Source organism: Bradyrhizobium sp. BR 1432 (genome assembly GCF_051547705.1).
Taxonomy (GTDB): Bacteria; Pseudomonadota; Alphaproteobacteria; order Rhizobiales; family Xanthobacteraceae; genus Bradyrhizobium; species Bradyrhizobium zhanjiangense.
Genome location: NZ_JBPUGF010000003.1, coordinates 5,799,268 through 5,815,564, shown reverse-complemented (window position 1 = coordinate 5,815,564; position 16,297 = coordinate 5,799,268). Strand labels below are relative to the sequence as shown.

The 16,297-nt window shown below is 64.8% G+C and carries 10 protein-coding genes and 4 pseudogenes; 4 read left to right on the top strand and 10 right to left on the bottom strand.

The window, feature by feature from the left end:
* Positions 1-385 precede the first annotated feature (385 nt).
* Positions 386-2,210 (top strand): annotated as a pseudogene (locus ACSKB8_RS28105) (serine hydrolase).
* A gap of 223 nt (positions 2,211-2,433) precedes the next feature.
* On the opposite strand, the gene ACSKB8_RS28100 reads toward ACSKB8_RS28105, so the two are convergent.
* From ACSKB8_RS28100 to ACSKB8_RS28085, 4 genes and pseudogenes are all read right to left on the bottom strand, one after another.
* Complete coding sequence (locus tag ACSKB8_RS28100; protein ID WP_438107741.1) at positions 2,434-3,159, bottom strand: DnaJ domain-containing protein; 726 nt, start codon at positions 3,157-3,159, stop codon at positions 2,434-2,436.
* Positions 3,160-3,237: 78 nt separating this feature from the next.
* Positions 3,238-3,984: a VWA domain-containing protein gene (locus ACSKB8_RS28095; protein WP_438107740.1), complete on the bottom strand. Its 747-nt coding sequence runs from the start codon at positions 3,982-3,984 to the stop codon at positions 3,238-3,240.
* Between the two features lie 122 nt (positions 3,985-4,106).
* Positions 4,107-4,967 (bottom strand): alpha/beta fold hydrolase, encoded by an 861-nt coding sequence (locus ACSKB8_RS28090; RefSeq protein ID WP_128941297.1) that lies wholly within the window; start codon positions 4,965-4,967, stop codon positions 4,107-4,109.
* Between the two features lie 343 nt (positions 4,968-5,310).
* Positions 5,311-6,234: pseudogene (locus ACSKB8_RS28085) on the bottom strand (division plane positioning ATPase MipZ).
* A gap of 285 nt (positions 6,235-6,519) precedes the next feature.
* Here ACSKB8_RS28085 and panC point away from each other — a divergent pair.
* A complete protein-coding gene (panC, locus tag ACSKB8_RS28080; protein ID WP_438107739.1) occupies positions 6,520-7,371 on the top strand; it encodes a pantoate--beta-alanine ligase in 852 nt (283 codons plus the stop codon).
* Here panC and ACSKB8_RS28075 read toward each other — a convergent pair.
* The 4 genes from ACSKB8_RS28075 to ACSKB8_RS28060 all read right to left on the bottom strand — a co-directional run bounded on the left by ACSKB8_RS28075 (position 7,368) and on the right by ACSKB8_RS28060 (position 10,180).
* Complete coding sequence (locus tag ACSKB8_RS28075) at positions 7,368-7,808, bottom strand: DUF1489 family protein (RefSeq protein WP_091889570.1); 441 nt, start codon at positions 7,806-7,808, stop codon at positions 7,368-7,370. The two genes, panC and ACSKB8_RS28075, sit on opposite strands and share 4 nt — an antisense overlap.
* Positions 7,809-7,850: 42 nt before the next feature.
* The gene (locus tag ACSKB8_RS28070) at positions 7,851-8,849 is read right to left on the bottom strand and encodes a hypothetical protein (RefSeq protein ID WP_438107738.1); all 999 of its coding nucleotides are present in this window, start codon (positions 8,847-8,849) and stop codon (positions 7,851-7,853) included.
* A 158-nt stretch (positions 8,850-9,007) separates the two neighbouring features.
* Positions 9,008-9,211, bottom strand: coding sequence for a hypothetical protein (locus ACSKB8_RS28065; protein ID WP_085969273.1), 204 nt, complete (start codon positions 9,209-9,211; stop codon positions 9,008-9,010).
* Positions 9,212-9,517: 306 nt separating this feature from the next.
* Positions 9,518-10,180, bottom strand: coding sequence for a glutathione S-transferase family protein (locus ACSKB8_RS28060; protein ID WP_370985809.1), 663 nt, complete (start codon positions 10,178-10,180; stop codon positions 9,518-9,520).
* 122 nt (positions 10,181-10,302) lie between these two features.
* Between ACSKB8_RS28060 and ACSKB8_RS28055 the strand changes: the two are divergent.
* Positions 10,303-11,010: pseudogene (locus ACSKB8_RS28055) on the top strand (DUF599 domain-containing protein); the annotation flags it as partial.
* Between the two features lie 129 nt (positions 11,011-11,139).
* Here the strand turns inward: ACSKB8_RS28055 and ACSKB8_RS28050 are convergent.
* Together ACSKB8_RS28050 and ltrA are read right to left on the bottom strand one after the other, a co-directional pair.
* Positions 11,140-12,299 (bottom strand): annotated as a pseudogene (locus ACSKB8_RS28050) (IS4 family transposase).
* A gap of 380 nt (positions 12,300-12,679) precedes the next feature.
* The gene (gene ltrA / locus ACSKB8_RS28045; protein ID WP_438107737.1) at positions 12,680-13,909 is read right to left on the bottom strand and encodes a group II intron reverse transcriptase/maturase; all 1,230 of its coding nucleotides are present in this window, start codon (positions 13,907-13,909) and stop codon (positions 12,680-12,682) included.
* Between the two features lie 996 nt (positions 13,910-14,905).
* On the opposite strand from ltrA, the gene ACSKB8_RS28040 reads away from it, so the two are divergent.
* Entirely contained in the window at positions 14,906-16,297 is a 1,392-nt protein-coding gene (locus ACSKB8_RS28040) for a tyrosine-type recombinase/integrase (protein WP_438107736.1), read from the top strand.

Here is a 16,297-nt window from a genome sequence, read left to right as displayed (position 1 = left end):
CGGAATCCTTTTCCCTGGCTCTCGTCGGGAAGCCCCGGCTCCCTGACTCTGCCCACAATTAGTGCAACGCACAAAAAAGTCAAGAATCTTGTGCGACGCACAAAACTAGATCCAAATCGCTGAGATTCCCGGGGTTTCCCGCAAGGGTTCCTTAAGCTTTTGGAAACCGCGGCCCCCTACCCTGATTCCCTGGACGTGTTCACTTCCGCAGGCGGTCAAAAGCCGTTTGAGAACATCACCTTAGCCAGAACAGCGGCTCAGGCCCAACGTCTCCCGCGGCGAACACCAGCGGAGGGACAGCCTGAGCAGGTAATGATCCCGGGTCCATTGGGCACAATTTCGCCTCACGAGCCGGTGATCAAGTCGGAAACGGGGACGGGGTTCCATGCTTCGTAACAACTTGTCTTCCTCGCGCTTGGCGCGGGTTGGCGTTTTCGGCTGCTTACGGTCACCACCGCAGTCATCTTCACCACCGATGCTGCCGAAGCGCGGCGCCACCGGCGCCATTACGCGCACCACCGGGTGCAGCGCGATGTGTCCGAGAGCTCCAGCCCGAAATTCGCGTCCATCATCGTCGACGGCAATTCCGGCGCGGTGCTGCAGTCGACCAGCCCCGACGGACTGCGTCACCCCGCCTCGCTCACCAAGATCATGACGCTCTATTTGCTGTTCGAGCGCCTCGAGTCCGGCAAGCTGAAGCTCGACACCGAGATGCCGGTGTCCCAGCATGCCGCCGACCAGGATCCGACCAAGCTCAACCTCCGCCCCGGCCAGACCATCCGCGTCGAGGACGCGATCAAGGGCCTAGTGACGCGCTCCGCCAATGACGCCGCCGTGGTGATCGCGGAAGCGATCGGTGGCGACGAGGACGATTTCGCGCAGATGATGACGCGCAAGGCACGCTCGCTCGGCATGTCCAAGACGGTCTACCGCAACGCCTCGGGCCTGCCGAACGACGAGCAGGTAACGACGGCACGCGACCAGGCCACGCTCGGCCGCGCCATCCAGGAGCGCTTCCGCGCTACTACCGCTACTTCGCGACCGCCTCGTTCAACTGGCGCGGACAGTCGATCCGGAACCACAATCACCTGCTCGGCAATGTCGAGGGCGTGGACGGCATCAAGACCGGCTACACCCGCGCCTCCGGCTTCAATCTCGTCAGCTCGATGCGCCGCGGCAATCGCCACCTGATCGGCGTTGTGCTCGGCGGCCGCAGCGGCGGCTCGCGCGATGCCATCATGCGCAACCTGCTCGCGGAGAATCTCGAGAAGGGCGCGACCACGCACACCGTCGTTGCCGTCACCGAGCGTAACGGCGCTGCCGACGTCGCCGACGCATCCGATAGCCCGGCACGCCCCGTGGCGCAGGTTCAGGCCGCGGCCGCCCCTGCTCCCGAGGCCGCCCCGTCCCGCCTCGCCGCGCGTCTGTCGACGCTGGCCGCTGCAACTGCCGCGATGCCGCCGTCTCAGCCGAAGCCCGAAGCCAGGCCGACTGAATCCAAGATCGAGCCGGCGCCGCTCACCAACGGCGTGATCTCGAGCCAGCCGCTGTCCATCATCCCCGGCTCGTCCGAGCCGATGAAGCCGGTCCGGGTCAAGACGGTGCAGGTCAAGGCCGGCGCCGTGAAGGTCGCCTCCGCCGCCCCGGCCCAGGTATCGCCGCCGGTCACCAACACCATTCCGTCCCGGTCCGACGTCGCGGAGACCTCCGGCGCCGTCGTCGCCCGGGCCGATCTCATCAACAAGCCCGAGGTCGCGACCCAACCGGAGGCGCCGAAGGCCGAGATCGCCCGCACCGAGCTGCCGCGGCAGCCGGCGGGCTTCGGCACCGGCAACGGCATCCTCGGGGTGCTGCCGGCCGCAACCGCCGCCGCGCCCGCACCGGCCGCTCCGAAGCTTGCTTCCGCCGACCCGGCGCCGCAGCCGATCCAGATGAGCGCCACCACCAAGCCGGTCGTCACCCACAGCGGCTGGATCGTCCAGGTCGGCGCGCTCGAGAGCGAGACCGAAGCCCAGCACCGCATCGACGCCGCCCGCAGCTCGGCCCGCGGCCTGCTCAGCAAGGCCGATCCGTTCACCGAACCGGTCGTCGCGAAGGACAATCGCAAGCTCTACCGTGCCCGCTTCGCCGGGCTCGAGCGCGACCAGGCCGAAGCCGTCTGCCGTACCCTGAAGCGCGCCGAGATCTCCTGCATCACCGTGCGCAACTGATCTCCTCTACCTCTTCCGAACAAATGCCCGCGCTCTTGCGCGGGCATTTTGTTTTCGGACGTGCGGTGAGCAGAAGCCAGTTCCGCGACAACCTCTCGTCAAGGATTTACGGTTAAGATTTTCCTCAAGGGATCGACCACGCCGATAATGGCGGGCATCGGGCGACGGCAAACGGAGCAAGCGGAGCTCACGCGGTACGGGCGTTTGTGGCGTGGTGCCGGAGTTAGCCGTTATGCGTACGAAGCAGAGTATCCTTGGCCTCGTTTACACGGGCAGCGGGATACGTCGAGCCCCCCTGGTCGGGATGGAGTTTCTTCATCAGGGACTTGTGAGCCCTGCTGATGTCGTCGCGCCCCGCGCCCGGCTGCAAGCCAAGGATCTGATAGGCTTCCTCCGTCGTCATTTTGCCGCTCGTCGCCGTGCGGCGCTGCCGCCCTGCCGCATCGCGCTGCGCGTCCTGACGCCAAGCGGGAAACCGGCGGTCCAGATAGCTTTCAAGTAAGGCCACACTCTCGGCGTCGAACGCCGGCACCATCGCCAGCAGGCCGGCGAGATCAAACTCGTCGAGGTCGCGCCCCGCATGAGGTCCGGCAACGATCTGGCCTGTCAACTGGCCGGTGTCGTGGTCAAGCCGCATGTCCAGGAATTGCGAGCGCACCCGCGAGGCCTGTCCGGACGGGCGCGTCGCGCCGCCGCCGAACAGCCCTCCGACATTGCCGAAGCCGGCGTTGGCCAGGGGTGTCCAGCCGAGCAGCCCGGCGCCGAAGATTCCGAGCGGAATCGCGACGACCAATTCGCCCCGCAGACCCGTGAACGCTGCGGCCGCCAGCGCCACCACGCCGCCACCGAACTTGATGGCGCGCGCCAACGCCGCCGGATTGGCAGAGCGGAACGTCTGGAGCAGCAGATAGAGCGTGATAACAGCGACAGCGCCGGCAATCAGGGTCATGGCCGGAATAATATCGTCGCCCTCCCGGCAAAATGCATCGCGTCCACGGCCGCAGCGGGTCGCAGCCTGCTTGAAGCGTTACTTCATCTGACCGATCAGCTTTGCTGCGCCGCTCGCGCTCTTCGCCAGTTGTAGCAGCGCTTCGCGGCCGCCGGCAGCGTAAGCCGCCGCTGCCCGCAACAGTTCGCGCAACTGCGCCGCTGCGCCGGGATCGAACCGGCACCAGGCACCGCCGGTCAGGCGCGCGATCTCGCGAAAGGTCCGCTCGGCCACCGCGTCATGGCCTTCCTGAAACACGAACACGGGCACCTTGAGCATGCCGAGCTCGCCGGCCTTGGCGCAGAGTTCGTCGGCCTTCTCCTCCATGGCATCGCCGACGAAGACGACGGCCCGCACGCCGGAGGCGACCGCCTGGCGCCGGGCCTCGCTCAGCACCTTGCCGATCTGGGTGTCGCCGCCGCGGCAATCGATCTTGCTCATCAGCGTCGCAAGCCTGGCGCTGTCGGAGATCCATGCCGTCGCGCGGCATTCGTTGAAGCCGCGATAGTCGACGAGCCGGATGTCGAGACTGCCGAGCGCCGCGGTCTCGCGAAACATGTCGGCCTGGAGCGCGCAGGCCATGTCCCAGGTCGGCTGCCGGCTCATCGTCGCATCCAGCGCGAAGATCAGCCGCCCCTGCGCGCCGGGCGCATGCGGCGACAGCGCGCGCGCCTTGGTGACGAAGGCGGCAATGTCCGCCGAGGTCGACGTCCCGGCCTGCGGCACCGCGCCGCCGGCCTTCGTCGAGACGGCATCACCGCGCGGCCTGATGGGTTCGCCCGACATCGCTGCTCAACCATGCGTGGGCGATTAATGTGGTGCGCGCGCAGAGCCCGGTCAATGTGCAAAGCCTCCGTGGGCTTGCGCCGGCGGAGGCTTTGCAATCGGTGCCGATGATGAGGGAGGCGTCAGCTCTTGGCTGGCGCCATCAATGCGACCGGACCGGGCTCGAGGATCTTGGGCGGGGACGACTGCGTGTCGACTGGCGCAATCTCGCTGTCGGTCGCGCTCAGGAACTTGTCGAGCATGCCCTGGATCGAGTTCTTGGCGACGTCCGGACCGGTGTCCCGCATGTCATTATGCTGGAATTCGGTCTTCACGACCTGAATGCCCGCCTTCTCGCACTCCTCGTCCGTGGGGATCACGCCCGCATCGGTCTTGAACTGCGGATCGGTGGAGCGGAACGACAGGATCTTGAACTTGCCGGCGGTGACGAAGGGAACCCGCAGATTGTCGAGGGTGACAACCTTCTTGACCTCATCCGGATACTGCTTGGCGAAATACATCGAGATGTCGCCGCCCATGGAATGACCGACCATGGTTACCTTATCGTAGTCGGCATTCGGCTGGACCTTCTTCATCTCCTGCATGGCGAGATGAATGTTGGCGACGCCGCGCAGGATCTGCGGCAGGCGGCCGACATAGAGTTCGCCCGGCTTGGTCACCATCGGAGGATCGGTCGGCAAATCATGCTGCGGGCTGACGACCATATAGCCGCGCGCAGCGAAGATGTTGGCGAGGAAGCCGTACTCGGTGTTCTTGACGGTATTGCCGTGATTGATCACGGCGACCGGCAACGTGATCATGCCGGCATTGGCCTGCATTTCCTTGTCGCGGCGCACCGCGATGTCGACCGGCACCGGGCGATTGTCGCGCGAAGTGTCGTAGAAGGTGATGGTCTCGTGCTTAATGGCCCACTTGCTCGCCGTGAAATAGGCGATGCCGCAGAGGGCACTGACTGAAACTAGAACGGCAATTCCACGCTTCATTTTCGTCCTCAGCCCCAGGCTCTTGCGGCCTGATCCCTGTTGAAAATCGTGTTCTTCCGGGGCTCTTCGTCCCCTTGTCGCCTATTCCCTAATATATGTCACAGCAGCGTGACAGGAAGGCTAAATATTGTGAACCGGCAGCCCTTTCATTGTGCGTCGCACACGTTTGTTGGGCACCCTGTCCTCATACGGCCACTTAAGGTGCAGGCCACTATCCGACGCAACCAGTGGCGATTGGGTTCGATTTCACAGGTAAGTGCAGGATGAAAACGGCGGAACGCGGGTTGAGTTCCCGCGACAAGCGGCCGCGGGGATCGACTGGAAGTAGCTATATACCGCTGCCTTAGGCACCGAGAATGTCGTGGACCTCGAGCGGCTTGTCGACCTGGCTGAACCACTCGGCGCGGTTGGCGGCGCGGCGGCGTCCGCGCTCGTCGAGCGGCAGCTTGAGCTGGCGGAGCAGGCTCGTCACCTCCTCCCGCGCGGTGAGATGGCCGAGATTGGGCCGCATGCCCAGTGTCGCCTCGTCGATCTCGTCGAGAGCGGTCAGTCCGCGCGGAAGAATTCGCGATCAGACAACGCGTTCGGCGAAGCCGTCGACATAGCGGAAGCCGAGCCGCAGCGACAAATCCTTCAACCCCTCGGCGACAAGCTGCTTGTTGCGGGAGCCGAGCATCGACAGGCGGTTGCGCACGACGATCCAGTCGGTGGTCGCGCCGTCGAGCTGGCGACGCTTGCGCCTGACATCGCGCACCATCTCGGCGTAGTGGCTCTCTCCGGTGACCGCGTAGCTGGCGGGATCGACGGTGCCCAGCACATCGAAGTCGAGGAAGCTGTCGTTGATCGGCGTCACCAGCGTGTCTGCCATCGAATGCGCGAGCCGCATCAGGTAGCTGTCGGTGCCGGGCGTATCGATGACGATGAAGTCGAAATTGCTTTCGACCGCCGAGACCGCCTCCATGAATTGCTGGAACTCGGAATTCTCGTTCTCGGCGATCTGCATGGTCTCGCCGAGCTTGATGCAGCGATGCACCGGCAGCTCGAGGTCGAGCTTGGTGCGGCGCGCCCAGGCGGAGCGGTTGCTGATGTAGCGGGTAAAGCTCTGCTGTCGGCAGTCGAGGTCGATGGTGGCGACGCGTTGGCCGGCCTTCAGAAGCGCAACCGCGATGTGCAGGGCGGTGGTCGATTTGCCGGAGCCGCCCTTCTCGTTGCCGAGCACGACGACATGCGCCGAGCCGGATTGGCCTTGGCTAGCCTGCACAAGCATAGCGATCCTCAACACCCCTAACGAATATCTTCGAGTTGACCGCGTTTGCGGTCAAGTGAAATGCGTGACAGGTCATGCAAATCGCAGCGCGCCGTTCTTCATCATGAATCGCAGCGTCATCTTTCGTCTGTGATGCAGCTCGCAATGTCGCGACATCCTGCGCGGCCTTGCGCGGGATGCTGTGCCGCGTCCGGATGGATGGTGTCCACGATCGCCGCTTGTTAAGGTTAGCCAGCCGGACGCCAGCCCTCACCCGCACTGATTCCCAACCCCGTCGAGTTCCTGATGTCACCAAGCCCCTTGATCGCCCGCACGGTCCCCACCCTGCGACGCGCCATCGACAATCTTCGCAAGCGAAAGGCCACGATCGCGCTGGTCCCGACCATGGGGGCACTCCATGACGGGCACGTGTCGCTGGTTCGCCTCGCCAGGCGGCGCGCAAGCCGCGTCGTGGTGTCGATCTTCGTTAATCCGACTCAGTTCGCTCCGACCGAGGACTTTGGCGCTTATCCGCGAACCTGGAAGGCCGACATCGCCAAGCTCGCGGCCGAGGATGTCGATGTGGTCTGGCACCCCGGCGTCGAGGCCATGTATCCGGAAGGCTTCGCCACCCGCATCGTGCCGGAGGGGCCGGCGCTGGTCGGGCTCGAGGACCGCTTTCGGCCGCACTTCTTCGGGGGCGTCGCCACCGTCGTCGGCAAGCTGTTCACGCAGTGCCGGCCGGATGTCGCGATCTTCGGCGAGAAGGATTTTCAGCAGTTGCGGGTGGTGACGCAGATGGCACGGGATCTCGACCTCGGCGTCAAGGTCATCGGCTCCCGCACCGTGCGCGAGCGCGACGGGCTCGCGATGTCCTCGCGCAACGTCTATCTCTCAGCCGAGGAGCGGCAGACCGCGACCGTCCTCTATCGCGCCATGAAGGAGAGCGCGCGGCGGATCAAGGCCGGCGATGCCATCTCGCCCGCGATGGCGGGCGGCGCCGAGATGATCAAGGCGGCCGGTTTCGCGCTCGACTATTTCGAAGCCCGCCATGCCGCGACGCTGGCACCGGTCACCTCGCGCAAGAACGGGCCCTTGCGGATCCTGGTCGCAGCCCGGCTCGGCACGACCCGGCTGATCGACAATATCGCGGTTTAGAGCAGGCCGAGATCGCGCAGCTCGCGCCGCATCGGCTCCGGCATCGCCGCGATCGAGCCAGCGGCGGACTTGCCGAGATCGGCGGGCACGGAATCATCGGTGAGATAGCGCCAGCCCTGGAACGGCCGCATCGGCCGCGGCGACACCGAGATCACCTTCGGCTGCATCACGATCCGGCAGCGCCCGATGCCGTCCTTGTCACGGAACGGCTCGATGCCGATGATCTTCTCCCGCGCAGCGATCTCGCCCTTGATCACCCAATAGAGCGAGCCGCCCGCCAGGATCTCGGCGTCGCGCTTGGGCACCATGCGGGTGATGTGGATGTGACGTTGCGGCAGACCCTTCTTCTTGGCGGTCTGCATCCGTTCGGCGACCCACTCCTTCAATTCCTTGACGGAGTCGCAGCCGACGGCGAGCTTGATCAGATGTAGCGGCATGCCCCAGCATTAGCCGGGCAGCAGCGCATTTGGAATGCCGATCTACTCGTTATCCGCAGCCGCGGGCGCAGCCGCCGCGGCGGGCGGCGGCGCAAGCGGAACCGGCGCGGCAGCTGGGGCACGCGCAGCCTTCGGCGCCGGCGGCTTCTTGGCGGCGGGCGCCGCGGGAACTGCGGCCTGCGCCGAGGTCGCGGCCGGCGCGCGCGGCGCGGGCGCTGCTGCCGTGTTTGCAGCGGGTGCCGCCGGGCGCGTCGTCGCTGTGGGCTCCGGATTCATGATGCTGACCGGCGGCGTCGATGAGGCGCTCGGGAACTCGGCATTGGTCGGCTTGCCCGTCGGCATCGACGGCGGCAACCCGGCAAGCGCAGCGCTGGCCGGCAGCCCCGGCGCCGTTGCGGGCGCGTTCCAGGTCGGCGCATAGCGCGCGACCAGCGTATCGTAGAGATGGGAATTCATGTTGGCAGCGACCTGCTGCTGGTCGGTCAGCGAGCGGAACGCCGCGCAATCGAACTGCGTGCAGCCGTCGCGCGCGACCAGCACATGCGCAACGAGGCCGTAGCGATCACGCTCCAGCGATTTGCGCAGCACCTTCATGTCCAGGGTCAGGCTCCTCTCGGCCGTGGCGGCGTCGCCGAGCGCGGTCAGCCGGTCGATCCTGGCGGCGGTGTAGGAGACGGCCGCAGCGGCCGCGTCAGGCGCGCCGAACAGCGCCTTCTCGCAACCAACGGCCACGGCATCGCCGGCGAGATCGTCGAGACAGGACAGCGCCGGCAAGCTCGCCGTCACCGTTCCTTGCGCGCGCGCCTCGACCGGGGTGGCCTGCCCCTCAGGACCATAGACGCGCATGGTGGCCGCTCCGGCGATCGCGATGGATAGCAGCGTAATCACGGTCAGCGCGCCATTGGCGACCGACCGGTCGGCGCGCTGCAGGGTGATGAGGAGGATCAGCCCGAAGAATCCAGCAGCCACCAGCGTCATCCACATCGGGAAGGCCGGCGAGTGCCAGATTTGGTCGAGCGAAGTGGCCCATGCCCAGTTCATGCGCGACGTCCCCTCACGCGAGCAAAGAGCGGATGGTCAAAGCGAGCACCGCGAGTCGGCAACTGCCCCCGCCTACCTTGGGAAGGTGAAGCGGGCCTTTTGACGGCGACAGGACACAACTTCCCGGGAGGCGCCTATGCGCAGGTAGCGTCGGGCCTTCAGGAGAGCGCGAGCTGGCTTTCCTTGGCGACGCGCTCGAAGGCTTCGGTCGAGCTCTTGATCCGGTACTGGCAGTCGTCACCTTCGGTCGGCAGCAGACGGATGACCTCATACGCGCCGCTGGCAGCCGGTCGCGCGACGTTGCTGGCCGTGAACAAGACGCGCGTTCCCACGGGGAATTTGTGCTTCAACACCCTCTCCATTACTCAAACAGCGCCTGCCTCGCCCAGTGTCCCACTGCGATGGCCGGCCGGAAACCCGGGCCGTCGTATAGCACGAGCCCCGCCGGTTTGGCCAGCGCAAACCGGCATGGCAATCGCGCAAATTCTGCCGCTATTTCATAACGATAGCGGGACAAACTGCAGGCCCGATGACACCTTGGGAGCCGCCCGTTCACGCGGCGTGTCGCGGTTGGTGTCGCAGCTCCCCCTTGCGCCATGGCCGCGGGTCCATTGCGGCCTGACCGCCACCGGCCCGCGGGCCGATGAGCGAAGCCGCCAGACCAGCGATCAGGCGTCCTCGAACTTCTCGATGCGAAGCGTTTCGGCGAGCCCGTCCCGGGTCCATTCCTGGAACGCCGGGAGCGCCAGCATCGTGTCCATGTAGGTCTTGGTCTCGGGCGTGACCTCGATCGCATAGGTGCGGAAGCGGTGCACGACCGGTGCGTACATCGCATCCGCCGCACCGAAGCGGCCGAACAGGAACGGTCCCTTGGCGCCGTAACGCGTGCGGCACTCGCGCCAGATCTCCTGCACGCGCGCGATATTGGCCTTGGCGTCCGCCGACAGCGTCACGGGACGCACGGGACGATGCAGGTTCATGCCGCATTCGTTGCGCAAGGCCATGAAGCCGGAATGCATCTCGGCGCACACCGAACGGGCATAAGCGCGCGCGGCGACATCATCGGGCCACAGCTTTTTCTCCGGGTAGCGCTCGGCGATGTATTCGATGATGCTGAGCGAATCCCACACCGTGATGTCGCCATCGACCAGCACCGGCACCTTGCCGGCGCGGCTGAAGGACAGGATCTGCTCCTTGTCGGCGGGATTGTCGGTGTAGAGCGGGATGAGCGTCTCCACGAACGGGATGTCGTTGGCGCGCAGTGCGAGCCAGGGCCGCATCGACCATGACGAGTAGTTCTTGTTGCCGATCGCGAGTTTCAGCGCAGCCATGTCATCAATCCTTCCCGAGACGTCCAGAAGCGAGCTGCTTTCAACGCCATCGCCTGCCGCCAATCAATCGTTGCCGCGCCTCGCCATGCGTGGCAATCGTTGCCGCCCGCGAGGAGACGGACATGAGCAGGCACTGGGTCGACATCACCGCCGTCGGCTTCTTCATCATCGAATGGCTGGCCTACGCGCTGACGCTGGAGCATTCGGCCTATGGCCGCGACAGCCTGTCGGCGCGCATGAACCGCTATCGCGAGGTCTGGGTCCGCCAGCTGCTCGACCGCGACACGCGCATGGTCGACATGCAGATCATGGCCTCGCTCCAGAACGGCACCGCCTTCTTCGCCTCCACCAGCCTGTTCGCGCTCGGCGGCGCGCTGGCGCTGCTGCACGCCACCAACGATGCCATCGCCATCCTGAGCAAGCTCCCGATCGACCTCAGCCCCTCGCCCGCACTGTGGGAGCTGAAATGCGTCGGCCTCGTGCTGATCTGCGTCTACGCCTTCTTCAAGTTCGCCTGGGCCTATCGCCTGTTCAACTACGTCGCGATCCTGTTCGGCGGCATGCCGCCGGCCTCCCAGCGCGACACGGCGGAGGCGGAAGCCCATGTCATCCGCACCTCGCGCCTGTTCGAATCCGCCGGCCGCCATTTCAACCGCGGCCAACGCGCCTTCTTCTTCGCGCTCGGCTATCTCGGCTGGTTCGTCAGTCCCTGGCTGCTGTTCGTGACCACGGCGGCCGTGGTGGTCGTGACCTGGCGACGGCAGTTCGCGTCCAGCGCCTGGGCGGCGATGGCGCCGGAGGTGGTGGCTGATGGCGAGGAGAAGAAGCGCTTTCCGCGGCAAGACTTCTGGATTGCTTCGTCGCAAGGGCTCCTCGCAATGACGGAGCAAGGGGCACTGCCGTCGTCCTCCAAATGCCACTGTCATTCCCCGCGAAGGCGCAGGGCTGTCCGGGGAATTCTATGCATAACAGAAGCTGATCTGGTCGGGGGAGCTTCTGTCGCGGGCAGCGGATGGGTTCACCTTGGGAGGTCGGTCGATGTCGGCGATTGGTTTTCGTGCGAACAGCGACGCGGCGACAAGACCTGCGAAGCGGATAGCCGGCATGATTAGACGACTTTCGCGTGCGGCGATCCGCAGCAGCAGATAGGCGATCATGGCGGCGAGGATTTGCAGACGGACCGCGTTCTCGGAGCGGCCGAGAAATTTGCGAAGCTTGAGGTGCTGCTTGATCCAGCGGAACAACAGCTCGATCTGCCAGCGTGTTTTGTAAAGCGCAGCGATTTCGATGGCCGAACGCTTCAGATCGTTGGTGATGAGGGTCAGTTTTGTACCGTCATCGCGTTTGAGGCGTATGCGGCGCATCGGAACAGCAAGTTTGGAGCTGCTGAGGAGCTTTACCTCAGCATCGTCGATGATTTTAAAGCCCTTCCCCTTTTGTTTCCGCAGCTTCCGCCAGCGTGTAGCTCTGAAGCGCAGATTCTTCTTCTGGCGGGTGACGAAGCAGGCGCCCGCGTCGTGAAGCCGTGTCCACCAGGCATAACTGCAATAGGCCTTGTCGAACACATAGGTGGCGCCGGCCTCGATCGGGAATTGCTGGGCTGGTGTGACGTCATTGACCGTCGACGGCGTGATCGCCAGACGGCGCGGATGATCCGAGCCGGGATCGTAAACCACGTGAAGCTTGAGACCACGGGTACGTCCGTTCCAACCGGCCCAGGTGCTGAGTTAGATCCAGCGGCACCGGCGTCGGCATCGATCAGCCGCAGCATCTCGGCACCCTCCCGCTTCAGCGCTCGGTCGGCATGCCCAGACAATCGCTCAAAGACTTCTGCGAAGATACTGACCGGCCGTCGGGCATTGGCATCCGCAAGCGTCGAGCGCGCCAATTTGCCGACACCAAGATGGTAGTGATGATGCGAATTGGCGTTCCAGATCGCCTCAAGGGCACGCAAGCTGTCGACGCCACTGAGCTGGGAGAATATCAATGCGACAAGATGATCCCAGCTGTCGAACGTCTTGTCGTAGGCATCGCCATCCAAACGATCCACAGTCGTCTGAAACTGCCGCCGATTGATCGGTTCAAGCAGCCTTCCAAAAATGCTATCGCTAAACCGCATGCCCGGCCCCTTTCTGAGTCTCGACAACCAGAAAGTACCTGCTTCAAGCCGGGAAAACCCGGGCATGCTCCGCGACACAGTGAATCATTCCCGGACAGCCCTGCGCGAAGGCGGGGAATCCAGCACGCCGCGGCCACTCGGTTCAATCACTGCCGCCTCGGAGTACTGGATCGCCCGCCTTCGCGGGCGATGACAGCGCGCGTGGTTGGTCGCAGACACACGTCCGCCTTCTCGCGGCGCGTTTCGCCCGAGCTTTGCTTCGTCACTCCACCCTCTAAAGCCAAGAGGGCGATCGGCATAGAGGCGTGGAGTTTGGCTCCACGTCCCCTGCCACACCACCCGGCATGCGGGTCCGCACCGGGCGGTTCGATGGGTTGAGGTTAGCTTGCGAGGGAGGGGACTCCCAGCCGTCTGAAGCGTTCATTTGGCAACGCTTTGTTGAGCGCCACCTTCGAGGTGCGCCACCAGCGCCGTCTGTTGATGGCCACTCGCCTGGCTTCGTCGGGATGTACGCCGCGCGCGATCAATTCGCGGTAGACGACATGCCCGTTCTTCCAGTGCTTGAGCTGAACCGCCCGCAGACGATGCCGGATCCACCCGTCGATGTCGGCAAAGACGCCGGGCGTCTCTGCAAGGCGGAAGTACCCCTTCCACCCTGTCAGATACTTGCCGAGCGGCTTGCACATTTGTGCGAGACTGCGTCCGGCACTGCGCCGGGTCATGTCGCGCACGCGCTCTTTCATGCGTTCGATGGCCTGTGGTGCGACGCGCCGCCTGATCGTCCGTCCCGCAGCCACCCAAAAGGAGAAGCCGAGGAACTTCGATGCCGTGGCGCGTCGTACCTTGCTCTTGGTTTCGTTGACGCGGAGCTTCAGCTTCCCGAACAGCTTGCGCAGTGAGGTCATCACCCGCTCGCCCGAACGCTGCGTCCGAACGTAGACGTTCAGATCGTCGGCGTAGCGGACGAAGGCATGCCCGCGCCGCTCCAGCTCCTTGTCGATTTCGTCCAACAGCACGTTGGCCAATAGCGGAGACAGCGGACCGCCTTGCGGCGTCCCCTCACCCCGCTCGATCACCACCCCGTCTGCGAGCACGCCCGCATTGAGGTAGCGGCGGATCAGCCGCAGCACCCGACGGTCCGCGATCCGTTTGGCCAGCCTTCCCATCAGGATGTCGTGGTTGACCCGGTCGAAGAACTTCTCCAGGTCGATATCCACCACGAAGCTGCGGCCTTCCTGCACATAGGCTTGCGCGCGACGCACCGCGTCGTGCGCACTCCGTCCGGGCCGGAAGCCATAGCTTGCATCCGAGAAGGTTGGGTCGAACTGCGGGTGCAGAACCTGCAGCAGGGCCTGCTGGATGAACCGGTCGAGCACGGTGGGGATGCCGAGCTCGCGCTCGCCCCCGCCGGGCTTCGGGATCGCCACCCGCTTCACTGGCTGCGGCTGGTACTGCCCCGCGAGCAATTTCTCGCGCAGGAGCGGCCAGTGCACGCGCAGATGGTTAGGTAGCTCCTCCACCGTCATCCCGTCGATGCCGGGACTGCCCGCATTCTGCCGAACACGCTTCAGTGCGGCCTGAAGGTTCTGGCGTTCACACACCTTCTCCATCAGATCGCTGCTTCCTGGGCGCTCGTCTCCACTTCCAGTCAGGGGCGCTTCCACGCGCCCGGCCGGCCGCTGCGGCTTCACCGCAGCGGTCGATCGTGCGTCCGGGGCTTCCGGCTTCTGTGGCATAATTCCCCCGAGGTTTGTGGGCGTTTCGCCCTTCCCATCGTTCGGCCCTTCACGGCTTTAAGCCGCTACTACGGCCTCTGCTGACTTCTCGCTCCGAAGGCCTTGCAACCCTCGTCACCCTTTCAGGTGCAAGCGAGATCTCCCCGGGTAAGACCTTCGACCTTCGCTGCACGACCGCCGGATCTACGTCGCCTGCCTTGATCACAACGGCTTTGCGGCTCCTGGCCCGCTCGCCCTGCTCGGCTCCGCCTCATATCCGATTTCTGTTCGTCGGCCCGCAGCTTCGCTCCCCGCTTCCTTCACGCCGGCCTCGCGGTCCGACACTCTGCGGTTCACTTCGCTCGCTGTGATCAGCTCACGGAAGGACTTTCACCTCCAAGTCGAAGCCCATGCCGGGCACACCAGGGAAGGCCGGGTGCCGGCGGCACCCGCGGTCCGCTGCGCGAAAAGCACACGCAGAGAAGACCGCACAGCAGCATACAGGTGAAGCCCAACGCACGGCCTTCCCTGCGCGGTGGTTTGACGGCTTATGCCGCGCTCTCCTGGGAGCCGAATTCCTTCTGGCCTCCCTCACTCCAGCGAAAGTCGCCGGCACCCGCGCCGGTTGACGCCAATGCCGCATCCGCCAGGGCTTGACCGTAGCAACGACGGCCAGGACCACACGTCTATATTTTGGTATCCGGTGAGACCGGCTAAGACTACAAAAACCCTTTGAAACAAGCGTTTTTCGAATAGCCTGTTGCGGGGCGCTTCGGCGGGTTTCGCCAAATCTAGGGCCCGGCCCTAAGCCATCGGACAGGGATCGCAACCAGACCCGACAGCCCAAGGCCCGGCCCTATTGGTCTCAAACCTCTAGGAGCCTGAAACCACATGAATACTACCACGACCACCGAGCGCCCGCGCAAGGGCGGCGTCGTCCTGACCGACCGCCTGTGCGAGAAGCGGGTCACGAAGCGGGTCAAAATCTACGACCGCAAATGCCCGGGCCTCTATGTCAGCATCATCCCGCCGGCCGTCGCCACCTTCAATTTCAAGTTCACCGATCCGGCCACGGGCAAGCAGCGGTCCAAATGGCTGGGCGTCTACAATTCCAAGACCTTCACGGTCGAGCATGCCCGCACCGAGGTCTATGCCCTGCGCACCCGGATCGGCAACGGCGAGAACATCGCCGACACCTTGCGGCAGCAGAAGGCGCGGCAGGCGAAGCAGGGCAAGACCGTGGCCGAGATCATCGAGGAGCGGATCGAGTGGATGAAGTTTCTTGTTCGCAAGCCGGACGGCGAAATGCGGCCCCGGCTCGAAAGCTGGGAAAACACCGCGAGCCATCTGCGCCGCTTCATCGGCCCGAAGCTGGGCAAGAAGTTCGCGGGCGACGTCACCCGAGGCGATATTCAGGCGCTGTCGGACGACATCGTGGCGGGTCGGCACGGCGGCAAGCCCTCGGTCAGCAACGCCCGCCACATGAGGAAGGCGGCTTCGGGCATGTTCCGATGGGCATTGCGGCGCGAGTACATCACCGCCAACCCCAGCAGTGATCTGGAACCGCTCGACCCCGAGCACCCGCGCACCCGCGTGCTGACCGAGGACGAGATCAGGATTTTCTGGCACGGCCTCGACCACAACGACCTTCCATGGGATCGGCGCACCCGGCTCGCGCTCAAATTCGAGTTGGTCACCATGCTGCGTTCGGGCGAGCTATTGGGCGCACGCCGCGACGAATTGTTCGATCTCGACGGCGACAACCCGCGTTTCGATGTTCCGTTGAAGCGGGTCAAGAAGCGGCGGGTGATCCAGCAGCCGCTATCGACTCTCGCGATCGAGATCATCAAGGAAGCGCTGGCGCGCGAGGACCAACAGTTCGTGTTTGAAAGCCCGGTCTATCCCGGCCAGCCACTCAACCGGAAGGCCATGGCCGACGCGCTGCGCGGCACCATGAACGAGAAGTGCAAGGGCAAGACCAAGACGCCCGGCCTCTGCGATCTCTTGGGCTTGAAGCGGTTCACGCCGCACGACCTGCGCCGGACGGCGGCGACCTTGGCCGGCGACCTCGGCTTTGACGATGCGTGGATTGCAAAGTGTCTCGATCATGCGGTGACCAAGAAGGGCGACACGATCGTGCCGACCGTCACCGGCAAGGTCTACAACCACTCCAAGCGGATGAAGGAAAAGCGCGCGGTGCTGGATGGCATAGCAGCCGAGCTTCGGCGGATCATTGCCGGGCCGGTGACCCAAGCGGAAACCGGGCTGCGGCTCGTCGCCTGA